The following is a 12,944-nucleotide window of genomic DNA, read 5'->3' on the forward strand; positions in this document are numbered from 1 at the left end:
GCTGTCAGGCCGGCACTTCGGGAAGGGCCACCTCCGCCCAGATGGTCTTGCCGGCGGCTTTGTGGCGGGTTCCCCAACGCCGGGCGAGCTGGGCGACGAGCAGCAGGCCGCGCCCGCCTTCGTCGAAGGTGCGGGCGCGTCGCAGGTGGGGGGCCGCACTGCTGCTGTCGGACACCTCGCAGATGACCGCGGTGTCGCGGATCAGGCGTAGCCGGATGGGTGGGCCGCCGTAGCGGATGGCGTTGGTGACGAGCTCGCTGACCACCAGCTCGACGGTGAAGGCGATGTCTTCCAGCCCCCAGGCCGCGACCCGGCGGGCGGCCTCGGCACGAGTGCCGGCCACGGCCGCAGGATCGCAGTCCAGGTCCCAGGTGGCCACGTGACCGGAGTCCAGGGCGCGGGTGCGGGCGATGAGCAAGGCGACGTCGTCGGTGGGCGGGCCTGAGAGCAGAGTGTCCAGGACGGCTGTGCACACCTCCTCCAGCTGGTCGGCGGGCCGGGCCAAGGCCCGTCGTAGCCGCTGGAGTCCCGCATCGGTGTCTCGGCCGCAGGCCTTGGTCAGGCCGTCGGTGTACAGGACGAGCAGACTCCCTTCGGGCAACTCCTGCTCAACAGCCTCGAAAGGCAGCCCACCCATGCCCAGCGGTGGACCCGGCGGCACGTCGAGGAAGTCGACGTGGCCGTCCGGAGTGACCACCGCGGGCGGGGGATGACCGGCGCTGGCGACGGTGCAGCGGCGCGAGATCGGGTCATGGACCACGTACACGCACGTGGCGATGAGATCGGTGACGATCTCCAGATCGTCGTCGACGGCAGTGTCCTCCTCCGCCGCGAGGTGGGTGACCAGGTCGTCCAGATGGACAAGGAGTTCGTCGGGGGGCAGGTCGACGTCGGCCAGCGTGCGCACCGCGGTCCGCAGCCGCCCCATGGTGGCGGACGCGCGGAGGCCGTGGCCCACCACATCACCGACGACCAACGCCACCCGGGCCCCGGACAGCGGAATCACGTCGTACCAGTCGCCGCCCACCCCGGCAAGGGAGCGGGCGGGAAGGTAGCGGGAAGCCACCTCCACCGCCTCCTGCTCCGCCAACTGGTGCGGAAGCAGGCTCCGTTGCAGGGCCACTGCGGTGGTGCGCTCACGGGTGTAGCGGCGAGCGTTGTCGACGGCGACGGCGGCACGTGCCGCGATCTCCTCGGCGAGGAGCAGATCGTCCTCGGTGAAGGAAGCCCGGCGCCGATGACGGACGAGCACGGCCACACCCAGGGTGACGCCGCGGGCGCTCAGCGGCACCACCATGACGGAGTGGATCCCGTGGGCGTGGACGACCCGGGCCCGCTGGGGGTCGCCCGTCGCCCACCGCGCGATGGCCGGGTCCAAGGAGCCGTGGAGAGAGGACCGGCCGGTGGCCAGAACGCGGGCGGGCGGCGAGGACCGTGGGTAATAGTCCACTTCGCCGACCCTGATCACCGACTCGGGGACACCAGGAAGGATCGACTGGTGTGCGGCACGGAGCAGGGCCACGCCCTCGGCCGACGGCCTGGGTTCCACGCCGCGGAAGAGCGAGTCCAACAGGTCGACGGTGACGAAGTCGGCCAGCCGGCCTGTCACCACATCGGCCATCTCCTGAGCGGTCTGCGTCACGTCCAGCGTGCTGCCCACCCGGGCACTGACCTCGTTCAGCAGGGCGAGGCGCTCCCGTGCCCCGTACTCCGCGGTGGTGTCCACCGCGGTGAACTGCACACGATGCACCTGGCCCCCCGCATTCCTCAGCGGGGACAGAGTCACTGCCAAGATCCGCTCACCAGGCTCGGCCCGAGCGTCGGCGTACACCTCCAGGTGCTCGGCTCCGCCCGTCTTGAACACCCGGCGCATCCCCCCTTCCACCTCCTCGTAGGCGGAGCCGGGCATGAACTGCGTCAATCGCTGACCGCGCATCTGCTCTTCGGTCAGGCCGGCCACACGCGCCATGCCACTGCTCGCCCGCAGGATCCGCAGCTCGGCGTCGCAGATCGCCACCGGCACGTGGCACTGTGTGAACGCCTCCTCCACCATCGCGTTCCCCGCGCGCTGAGGCGTCGGCTCCATAGGCGTGGACACGATCAGTCCTCCACAGTCCAGTGACGGAGACCTCACCCCACAGTCCTGCCTCCTGTGTACCGCTCTTTGCCCACCCGCGCAGATCGCCCGGCGAGCACGTGACGCCGCCGCGAGGCCCGCTTGCCGACCGCGTCGGAGATCCGCCGTACGGCAGACCCAAGCAGCTTGCCTTCGCACAGGGCGAAGACCGTGCGACCGCGGTTGCGCACCACCAGGGGTCACATGACAGGGGCAGGCGGACGAGGGCACACGGCCGTCAAAGTACTTAAGGTGTTGGTGGGATTCAGTCGTTCATCCCCACGGTCCCCACAGTCATTCATCCCGCACGTGAGTGTTCCATGACGAACGAGCAGCAGACGCCCGAGCTGCCTGGCGCATATGGAGCGGAGCAGGCCGCGGACCTGCCGTACCAGCAGTCCGTCCTGGACGCTGCCCGCGCTGTCGCTCAGGGCGCCGCCGTGGCGGCCGCCGTTCTGGGCGCGGCGGGTCTGTCCGGCTGGGTCTTCGCCGTCGACGTCCTGAGGCGTGTGCCCGGTGACGACGCGGCCATGAGCGCGAACACGGCCCTGGCTCTGCTGGCACTGGGTGTCTCACTGTTTCTGGTGGCTTGCGGCCCGGTCACCCGGTGGGCGACCGTCGTGGCGCGCGCGGCCGGTGCGCTGGCCGTGGTGATCGGTGGGCTCACCGTCATGGAGTACGTGACCGGGGTGGGCCTGGGCATCGACCAACTGCTCTTCAAGGACGACACCGTGGGGCCGGCGTCGCAGGTGCCCGGACGGATGGCGCCCAATACGGCCGCGGCACTGATCGTCGCGGGCGTGTCAGCCCTGTGCGCGAGCACCCGTCGGCTCCCCGCCTGGACCAGTCAGATCCCCGGCCTGGCCGTCCTCACGCTGGGGATGCTGCGGTTGTACGGGTTCGCATACTCCGTGCCGGAACTCGAGCGGTTCGGCGCCTACAAGGGGATGGCCCTGTACACCGGCGTTGCCCTGGTGCTGCTGGGCGTCGCCGGCTTCCTCGCGCGGCCGGACAGCGGTCCTGCCGGGCTGCTGATGAACGCGGGCACCACGGGTGCGCTGGGGCGCCGGCTGTTCGGAACGGTCCTGGTGGTACCGCCGCTGCTGGGCGGGCTCGTCCTGGCCGGTGAGGACGCGGGCCTGTTCGGAACGCGTCTGGGCACCGCACTGCTGGTCTGCGGGCACGTGGCCGTGTTCACCGCGGTCATCTTCGCGACCTTGGTCGTGGGCCGCCGTATCGAGGTGGCGCACGCGCGTGCGGAGTGGCAGGTGCGGCAGAACGAACTGCTGCAGGCCTTCATGGACCACACGCCCGCGGTGGTCTTCATCAAGGACCTGGACGGGCGCTTCCTGGCGGTCAACACGACCTTCGAGGAGAGCCTGGGCCTGTCTCGCGAACGGGTACTGGGCCGCAGGGACAGGGATGTCATGCCGCCCGCCATCGCGCGTCAGGCGAGGGCCGCCGACCTGGCCATGCTGGCCGAGGGCGCTCCCATGCAGCGGGAGGAACTGATCACCCTTCCCGGGGGCCCGCGGGACTTCCTCACCAGTCTGTTCCCGCTCCGGACCGCTTCCGGCACTCCCTACGCCGTATGCGGTGTGATCACCGACATCACCGACCGAGTCGAGGCACAGCGCGAAGTGCGACGGGCCAACAGGCGCTTCCTCGCGCTGCTGGAATCGGCCCCCGACGCCCTGCTGATCACGGACGGTCAAGGCGTCGTCGTCATGGCCAATGCGCAGGTGCAGAAACTGTTCGGACGTGCGCCGGCCGACCTCGTGGGCACCCCGGCCGTCGAACTGGTGCACGCCTCACGGCGTCGCAGGTACAGCGCGCTCCTCCGTGCCTACCTGCGGCAGGCCGACCCGAAGCCGATCCTCCTGGACCAGGGCCTGTACGGGCGGGACAGCGACGGCGGTGAGTTCCCCGTCGAGGTGAGCCTCAGCAGCCTCCGGGCCGAGGAGGAGACGCGGGTGTTCCTGACCGTACGGGACATCACCGAACGCAGACAGGCCGAGGCCGAACGCGCCGAACGCTACGAGGAGCACCGGCGCATCGCCTATACGCTGCAGCACAGCCTCATGGGCGAGCCGGCCCGACTTCCCTACCTTCCCAGCGCTCACCGGTACCTGGCATCCGTCCAGGACCCCGGAGTGGGCGGCGACTGGTTCGACATCGTTCCGCTGGGCCGGGCCCGTACGGGGATCGTCGTCGGCGATGTGATGGGCCGAGGGCTGGAGGCGGCGGCCGTCATGGGCCAGATGCGCGCGGCCTCCCACGCGCTGGCCCGCACAGGCGTGCCGCCGAGTCGGCTCATGACCGGGCTGGACGCCTTCGTCGCCGACCTGGCGGACCAGCTCGTCACCTGCGTCTACCTGGTGCTGGACCACCGTGCCCACGAGGTCACCGTGTGCTCGGCGGGACACCTTCCCGTCATCGTCCTGCCCCCGGATCAGCCCGCCCGCCGGCTGCCGGCGCCGGTCGGGGTCCCCCTGGGCGTCAATGATCCGTGCGGCGCCGGGGTGCCCTTCCGACAGACGACCCAGCCACTGCCGCCGGGTAGCACCCTCGCGCTCTACACCGACGGACTGGTCGAGAGACCCGGCACCGACATCGAGGCCCAGATCGACGTTCTCGCCCACACTCTCGACGTCGAACTGAAGGGTGCTCCGCTGGATCCGCAGAGGCTCGACCAGGCTGCGGACCGGCTGATCAGAACCCTCATTCCGGACACGGCGGCGCACGACGACGACGTGACGCTGCTCCTCGTCGGGCTGCCGGAGCCGGAGGGAGAGGTCGCCCGCGGCTGACCGCCACGGCAGGCGCGAACCGCTCTGGCGGCCGATGACGGCCGAGATCTGTAGATTTGTTGAGTAGGTCCTACGGCTGTCCAGCGTGCGGCGGCCGCGCCCGTGCTCATGAGCGTCGCAGGCGAGGCAACATGTCCGACTTGAGTGCGCCGATCGTGGCCACATTCCTCGTGTATGTGGCCGTCATGATCGGAACAGGCATCTGGGCCTACAGCCGCACTCACACCTTCGCCGACTTCGCCCTGGGTGGCCGCAGGCTCCCCGCGTTCGTCGCCGCCCTGTCCGCAGGCGCCAGCGACATGTCCGGCTGGCTGTTCCTGGCCTTCCCGGGAGCGGTGTACGCGGCCGGAATCGGGGCAAGCTGGATCGCGGTCGGTCTGGTGGTCGGAACCTACCTCAACTGGCTGTTCGTCGCGCCGAGGCTGCGCACCTACACCGAACGCGCCGGGAACGCCGTGAGCCTGTCGGCCTACCTGGAGGAGCGGTTCGAGGACCGCACCCGGATGCTCCGGATGGTCTCGGCGGCGGTGACTCTTGTGTTCTTCACCGTCTACGTCGCCAGCGGGCTGGTGGCCGGAGGACTGCTCTTCGGGCACATCTTCGGCGCGGGGTTCAGGCTCGGCGTGGCCCTGACCGCACTGGTGATCGTCGTCTACTCATGCCTGGGCGGATTCCTCGCCGTGAGCCTGACGCACGTCATGCAGGCCACGCTGATGTTCCTCGCCCTGCTCGTGCTCCCCGTCGTCGGTATCGGGGCGCTGGGCGGCGTCGGCGCACTGCGTGACTCACTCAACAGCAAGACGCCCAGCCTGCTGGACATGGGTGCCAAGGTCGACTTCACGGACGGCCGGTGGTCGGCAGGCGGCGGATCGCTCGGCGCCGTCGCGATCATCTCGCTTCTCTCCTGGGGCCTCGGCTACTTCGGCCAGCCACACATCCTGGCCCGCTTCATGGGCATCCGCAGCACCGGTGCCGTACCGGCGGCCCGTCGTATCGAAACCGGGTGGGTCGTCGTCGTGCTCGCCGGCGCCACGTTCGTCGGTCTGCTGGGCGTCGCCCAGGCCGGCACTCCGCTCCACGATCCGCAGACGGTGTACATCACGCTGAGCCGGACACTCTTCAGCCCGTGGGGTGCCGGCGTGATGCTGATCGCGGTGCTCGCCGCGATCATCTCGACCGCGGACAGCCAGCTCCTCGTGTCGTCCGTCGCCCTCACGGAGGACTTCTACCACGCGTTCCTCAACCGCCGCGCCTCGGACCGGGCACTGGTGTGGGTGGGGCGCGCCGCCGTCGTCGTCGTGACGCTGGTTGCCTCCCTGATCGCGCTCAGAGGCGGCGGGCTGCTGGGTATCGTGGGCTACGCCTGGGCGGGCTTCGGCGCCGCCTTCGGCCCGGTCGTCCTGCTCTCGCTCTACTGGCCCCGCATGACCTGGGCAGGGGCCATGGCCGGGATCGTGTCCGGAGCGGCCACGGTGCTCCTGTGGCGTGTGGTCAAACCGCTGCACGGCCCCTTCTGGTCGGGCATCTACGAGATGATTCCGGGCGTCCTGGTCGCCACGGTCGCGGCACTGGTCTTCGGCAGATTCGTCGGCCGGCCCCCGAAACGGGCCTTCTGGCGGATGCCGGGCGGCGGGGTGAGCCAGCTGATGCTCACTCCCTTCCTCAGCCACGCACCGGTCGGTATCGCCGTCCTCGACACGGATCTGCGGTACGTCTGGGTGAACGAGCCACTGGACCGCCAGATCCCCCTCAAACGACGGCTGGGGCGGCGAATGGCGGAGGTCCTGCCGCAAGCCGAGGCCGACGCCTTCGAGGAGCAGATGCACGAAGTCCTGCGGACCGGCGCTCCGGTGATGGACTACGAGTACCGCGGCGCCGGCTACACGGTGCACGACCGAAGCCGCGCGATCTCCGCCTCCTTCTTCGCGATGAAGGACCGCCACGACCGGAACGTGGGCGTCTGGTACATGATCATCGACGTCACGGAGCGATGGCGGGCGCAGGAACGCCTGGCCCTGCTCAACGACGCCGCCGCCCGCATCGGCAGCACCCTGGACGTGAGACAGACCGCGCAGGAACTGGCCGACGACGCGGTGCCGGCCGTCGCCGATTTCGTCGCCGTCGATCTGCTGGACTCCGTCATGCGGGGTGAGGAACCGGCACCCGGGCCGGTCGGCATGGCGCCCGTCATCCGACGCGCGGGGCAGCAGTCGGTCCGCGAGGGCTGCCCCGAGTCGACGCTGGCCGTGGGGGAGTCGGTCCGGCGTGCCCCCTCGTCGCCCGTGACCCGCTGCCTCCTGGAAAGCAGCACCCTCGTCGAACGGATCGTGGACCACACCCACAGCCCGTGGGTGACCGAGGACGAGTCGCTCGGTACCTCCATCCGCGACTACGACTTCCGCTCGCTCATGGTGGTTCCGGTGCGTGCGCGCGGCGTCACCCTGGGCGTGGCGACATTCGCCCGCTCCCGGCGGCTGGGACCCTTCGAAGCGGAGGACGCCCTTCTGGCCGAGGAACTCGTCTCACGCGCGGCGGTGTGCATCGACAACGCACGCAGATTCACCCGCGAGCGGACCGCGGCGCGATCCATGCAGCGCTACCTGCTGCCGCAGGACCTGACCGGAGGATCCGCTCTGGAGGCGGCCTCCTGGTACCTCCCGGCGGATGCCCCGAGCGGCGTGGGCGGCGACTGGTTCGACGTGATCCCGCTCTCCGGAGCACGCGTCGCACTGGTCGTCGGAGATGTGGCCGGGCACGGCATCAACGCGGCAGCGACCATGGGGCGTCTGCGCGTCGCCGTACGCACGCTCGCCAACCTCGACCTCTCCCCGGACGAACTGCTGGCCCATCTGGACGACCTGGTCATCGGCCTCATGGGGGCGCACGACACGGAAGTTCCGGCGGCGGCCGAGGACGAGGCGACGGGCACCGCGTTCCTGGGCGCCACCTGCCTGTACGCCGTCTACGACCCGGTCAGCAGGCGGTGCACCATGGCCCGGGCCGGCCACCTTCCCCCGGTGATCGTCGGACCCGGCGGCGGCGCCGACGTCCTGGACATACCCGCCGGACCGCCACTCGGCCTCGGCTACCTCCCCTTCCAGGCCGTCGAGGTCGAACTGGCCGAAGGCAGCCTCATCGCCCTCTACACCGACGGCCTCATCGAGTCCGTCGACCGGGACATCGACATCGGGCTCTCCCGGCTGGGCGATGCCCTCGCGGCGCCCCGGCCGACACTGGACGAGACCGGCCGCAGAGTGATCGACAGCCTCCTGACCGGTCCCCCGCCCGACGACGCGGCCCTGCTCCTCGCCCGCACCCGGGTCCTGGCCGCGGACCGTGTAGCCTCCTGGGACCTGCCCAGCGATCCGGCCGCCGTCGCGCACGCCCGCACTCTCGCCGCCCAGCAGCTGACGCAGTGGGGCGTCCCCGATCTGACGTTCACCACGGAACTCATCGTCAGCGAACTGGTCACCAACGCCATCCGCCATGCGGCCGGACCGGTCTGCCTGCGTCTGATCCGGGACCGCGCCCTGATCTGCGAGGTCTCCGACGCCAGCAGCACCTCACCACGCCTGCGCCATGCCCGGACCACGGACGAGGGAGGGCGGGGCCTGTTCATCGTCGCCCAGCTCGCCCGTCGATGGGGCACCCGCTACACGGCGACCGGCAAGATCATCTGGACGGAGCAGGCCATTGCGGCTGACGCGGTGCCCAGCGCGACGCGCGGATCAGCCCTCGTCGAATGACACGGATCTCGTGACTCCGGACCAGCCGATGGTCCACCGCAACACCGTCCACGACCGCGTCCCGCGGCCCGTCGCCCCCTACGACCTCGACGCCAACGCCTTCGACCTCCACTTCGCTCTCGACGTCTGCCGCCGACCCGGGGCGAAGGACCTGCGCCGCACGCGAGGACGACCGGGCGCGGCCCCGGTACATCCCGGGCGTCCCGAGCCTCAGGGCTCCAGGACGAGCAGCTGCGCCTCCTGAGGGGACCAGCCGACCGTCACCTCGGTGTCGGGGTCGCCGGGTGCGCGCGAGCCCGTGCCGAGTTCCCGCACGACCACGTCCTGGCCGCCGATGCGCAGTCGGTGGCGGACCGTGGCACCGAGGCCGGTGGAGGACAGTACCCGGCCGGAGCCGCGGTTCTCGGTGCGGTCGGCGTCGACGAACCGCAGATGCTCGGGGCGGATGGAGACCGCGTACGCGTCGCCCGTGGCCCCCCGATCCCGTACCCGGCCGACTCCCCATGCGCCGAGGTCGACGACGGCCTCGCCGTCCTTGCGTTCGAGCACCGTGCACGGCAGCAGGTTGGTGTCGCCGAGGAAGTTGGCCACCCAGTCGGTGCGCGGATGGGCGTAGACGTCCTCGGGGGCGCCCTCCTGCACGATCCTGCCGTCGCGCATGACCACGATCCGGTCGGACATCGACATGGCCTCGTCCTGGTCATGGGTGACGAACAGGACGGAGATGCCGAGCGACTGTTGCAGTGTCTTGACCTCGTCCTGCATCTGCTCACGCAGGCGCTTGTCCAGGGCGGCCATCGGTTCGTCCAGGAGCAGGGCCGCAGGGTTGAACACCAGTGCGCGGGCGAGTGCGACGCGCTGCTGCTGCCCGCCGGACATCTGACGCGGACGACGGTCGCCGAATCCGGCCAGACCGACGCGGGCGAGTGCCTCCTCCGCGCGCCGGCGCCGCTCACCTCGCTGGATCCCGCGCATGCGCAGCGGGAACTCGACGTTCTCGACGGCGCTCATGTGCGGGAACAGGGCGTAACTCTGGAAGACGATGCCCAGGTTGCGGTCCTTGGGGGGCAGCCGGTCCACCGGTTTGCCGTCGATCAGCACGGTGCCGGAGGTGAGTTCCTCGAATCCCGCGACCATCATCATGGTCGTGGTCTTGCCCGAGCCGCTCGGCCCGAGCAGCGTGACGAACTCGCCCGGTTCGACCGACAGATCGAGATCGTCGACGGCGGCGACGTTCCCGTACATCTTGCGTACACTCCGCAGCTCGATGGCGCCACGCCGCTCCTCGTGGGGAGCCGCGGGGGATGCCTGGACTGTGCTCGTGGTCGTCATGGTTCACCCTGTCTGTTCGGGAGCGGTCAGGGGCAGCAGCCGCGCGACGGAGCGGCGGCGGATCGTGAAGCAGGCCTGTACGAGCAGACCGAGCGTGGCGACGGTGACGAGCATCGCCGAGGACACGGCGATCTTCGGGGTCAGGTTGTACTGGATGTCGGTGAACATCTTCACCGGCAGCGTCGTCGCGTCCGGGGACTGCAGGAACAGCGCGATGACCGTCTCGTCGATGGACACGGAGAAGGCGAACAGGGCACCCGCGACGAGTCCTGGCCGGATGACCGGGAGATAGACGAACCGCATGACGGAGAAGGCTCCCGCGCCCAGGCTGCTCGCCGAGCGTACGAGGGCCGGGTTGAGCCCGGCGAGGCCGGCCCGCACGGTGAGGAAGGCGTACGGCACGGCGATCACGGCATGGGCGAGGCCGATCGGCAGGACCGTCCCCACCATGCCGAGGGAGATGAAGAACTGGTAGAACGCCAGAGCCATCACCACCGCGGGCACGATCATCGGCGCGAGCAGCAGGCCCGTCACCGCCGCCTTCCCGGGAAACTCACGCCCGTGCAGCGCCACGGCGGCCGTCCCCCCGACCAGCACCGCGATCGCCACGGCGATCGCAGCCGCTTGGAGGCTCGCGGACAGGGCCGTCATCCACGCCTGGTCGCTGAAGAATCCGGTGACCGCCGCCGTCGACAACTGCCTGGGTGGGAAGGTGATGTAGCGGCTTCCGGTGAACGCGACCGGCAGCACGATCAGCGTCGGCACCACCAGGAAGACGAAGACCGGCACGGAGGCGATCAGCGAGGGCACATGTCGAGGTCTAGCCGGCCTCATATTCGCCTCCTGCACGAAGAATCCGCTGGTATACGGCGACGAGCACGCTGACGACGACGGTCAGCAGCAGCGCGAGCGCGGACGCACCGGCGAAGTCGGTCAACTGCCGTGCGTAGAAATCGATCTGGTTGGCGATCATCATGTCGCCGGGGCCGCCGAGCACGACGGGCGTGATGAAGAACCCCGTGCTGATGATGAACACCAGCAGACCCGCGGCGGAGACCCCCGGCACCGTCAGGGGCAGGATGATCCGCCGGAAGACGGACGCCTCGCCCGCCCCCAGCGACCTGGCCGCCAGTTCGAGCCGGTCGTCGATCGCGGCCAGGGCCGCGAAGATCGGGAAGACGGCGTACGGCAGCAGGTAGTGCACCATGCCGAGCACGACGGCGAACCGGTTGTGGAGCAGGGCCAGCGGGGCCTCGGTGAGACCGAGCCCCTGCAGCGCGGTGTTCACCAGGCCGTTGTCCTGCAGCAGGACCGCCCAGGCGAAGTTCTTCACCAGGACGCCCGTCCAGAAGGGCAGCAGCACCAGCGCGAAGAGGACGACCCGCGCCAGCGGGCCGCGCCGCCAGATCACCACGGCCAGCAGGTAGCCCAGCACCACCGTGGCGAGCGTCGACAGCGCGCTGATCTCGAAGGTGTTGAGCAGCGACCGCGACACCAGCGGGTCCTTGAGCACGCGCTGGTAGGCGTTGTCGTGGGTGCTCGCCGCGACGAGTTCGCCGAGGGGCGTCAGGAAGAGTACGGCGTCGAAGGCGAGGGCGGGCGCCAGCAGCAGCAACCATGTGCCGCGCGGGCGCCGGCGCCGGCGCGGCACATCGGCACCGGTGGGAGCGGATGCGGGCGCCGCGGCAGACGTGACGGTGGGCGTCATCAGCTGCCCGCCTGCCACAGCTTGAAGCGCTGCTCGGTCGCCTTGAGGTTCTTGGCCCACCAGGCGTCGTCGCGGACCAGGATGGAGTCCGCCAGCTTGGGGCTGGTGGGCAGGGAGTCGGCCACCGAGGAAGGCAGCTTGGCCAGAGCCGGGGTGTTGGCCAGGGTGAGGTTCGTGGTCTGGATGAAGTCGGCGCCGGCCGCGGCGTCGTTGCTCATGAAGTCCAGGAGCCGGAAGGCCGCCTCCTTGTTCCTGGCCCCCTTGGGCACCACGAAGTAGTCGCCCGCGACGACGCTGTTCCTGGCGGTGAAGTTGAGCCTCGCGCCGTCCTTGCGGGCGGCGCTGATCCGGTTGTTGAAGCTGGTCGAGAGTGCGACCTCACCCGAGGTCAGCTGCTGGATCGGCTCCTGGTTGGCCGTGTGGTAGATCAGCCTGTCGCGCCCGGGGTGCTGGGCCAGGTACTTCAGCGCGGCATCGACGTCCAGCGGGTAGATCTTGTCGAAGGGGACGCCGGCGGCGAGCCGTGCCGCCTCCAGGATCGAGCTGTCGGACAACTGCGAGTAGACGGAACGCTTGCCCCGGTAGCGGCCTTGGTCCAGGAACTGCTCCCAGTTCTGGGGCGCCTGGGCATCGGGAATGTGCTTCTGGTCCCAGGCCATCACGAAGAGGAAACTCAGATACTTGATGCCGTGGTCGGCCTTCGCGTAGGACGGCAGCCCCTTGTCGCTGATGACGCCGTAGTCCAGCTTCTCCAACAGACCTTCGTCGACGGCCTGGAGGTACTCCGGCGCGGTCAACTCCACCAGATCCCACTGGACGTCACCCGACTGCACCTGGGCCTTGAGTCCGGCGAGGCTCGTGTTGGCCAGCAGCGACGGGCGCACCCCCGTCTTCTTTTCGAACGGCTTGAGTAGCGTCTTCGTCAGCTGGTCGTTGTAGGAGCCGCCGTACGAGGTGACGGTCACCGTGCTGTTCGGCTTGGCCGACGGGACCGACTTGGTGCTGCACGCGGTGAGCAGAGTCCCCGCGAGGGGTGCCGCCAGCGCGGAAGCTCCGGCTGCCCGCAGGATCGACCGGCGGCTCATGCTTCTGTGTGCCTGCTCATTCATGGTGACCATGCCTTTCTTGGACACGACGGCTCCGAGTCGGAGACACCCGTGACAGGTGTGCGACGCGATCGACAACGGGGCGCGGCAGGATCAGCCCCGGAGAGGGAGGGGAAAGAGGGGAGA

General features: G+C 69.9%; 8 protein-coding genes. 3 read left to right on the plus strand and 5 right to left on the minus strand.

Annotated features, from left to right (window positions below):
• Positions 1–4: 4 nt before the first annotated feature.
• A complete protein-coding gene (locus AC07CM_RS22050) occupies positions 5–2,086 on the minus strand; it encodes a SpoIIE family protein phosphatase (RefSeq protein ID WP_478878309.1) in 2,082 nt (693 codons plus the stop codon).
• A 350-nt stretch (positions 2,087–2,436) separates the two neighbouring features.
• Between AC07CM_RS22050 and AC07CM_RS22055 the strand changes: the two genes are divergently transcribed.
• From AC07CM_RS22055 to AC07CM_RS22065, 3 genes are all read left to right on the plus strand, one after another.
• On the plus strand, positions 2,437–4,926 hold the full coding sequence (locus AC07CM_RS22055; protein WP_478878124.1) for a PP2C family protein-serine/threonine phosphatase: 2,490 nt from the start codon (positions 2,437–2,439) through the stop codon (positions 4,924–4,926).
• A gap of 131 nt (positions 4,927–5,057) precedes the next feature.
• Positions 5,058–8,672 (plus strand): sodium/proline symporter PutP, encoded by a 3,615-nt coding sequence (putP, locus tag AC07CM_RS22060; protein WP_478878125.1) that lies wholly within the window; start codon positions 5,058–5,060, stop codon positions 8,670–8,672.
• Positions 8,673–8,682: 10 nt separating this feature from the next.
• Positions 8,683–8,916, plus strand: coding sequence for a hypothetical protein (locus AC07CM_RS22065; protein WP_478878126.1), 234 nt, complete (start codon positions 8,683–8,685; stop codon positions 8,914–8,916).
• Here AC07CM_RS22065 and AC07CM_RS22070 read toward each other — a convergent pair.
• Genes AC07CM_RS22070 through AC07CM_RS22085 form a run of 4 tightly spaced genes read right to left on the minus strand, consistent with a single transcriptional unit; the run spans position 8,883 to position 12,797 of the window.
• On the minus strand, positions 8,883–10,004 hold the full coding sequence (locus tag AC07CM_RS22070; protein WP_478878127.1) for an ABC transporter ATP-binding protein: 1,122 nt from the start codon (positions 10,002–10,004) through the stop codon (positions 8,883–8,885). The genes AC07CM_RS22065 and AC07CM_RS22070 overlap by 34 nt on opposite strands.
• Before the next feature lie 3 nt (positions 10,005–10,007).
• On the minus strand, positions 10,008–10,814 hold the full coding sequence (locus tag AC07CM_RS22075) for an ABC transporter permease (RefSeq protein WP_478878128.1): 807 nt from the start codon (positions 10,812–10,814) through the stop codon (positions 10,008–10,010).
• 10 nt (positions 10,815–10,824) lie between these two features.
• Positions 10,825–11,712 (minus strand): ABC transporter permease, encoded by an 888-nt coding sequence (locus AC07CM_RS22080; RefSeq protein ID WP_478878129.1) that lies wholly within the window; start codon positions 11,710–11,712, stop codon positions 10,825–10,827.
• On the minus strand, positions 11,712–12,797 hold the full coding sequence (locus AC07CM_RS22085; protein ID WP_478878130.1) for an extracellular solute-binding protein: 1,086 nt from the start codon (positions 12,795–12,797) through the stop codon (positions 11,712–11,714). Before AC07CM_RS22085 ends, AC07CM_RS22080 begins: the two co-directional genes overlap by 1 nt.
• Positions 12,798–12,944 lie beyond the last annotated feature (147 nt).

The sequence above is a fragment of the Streptomyces sp. NPDC044061 genome (assembly GCF_056434305.1).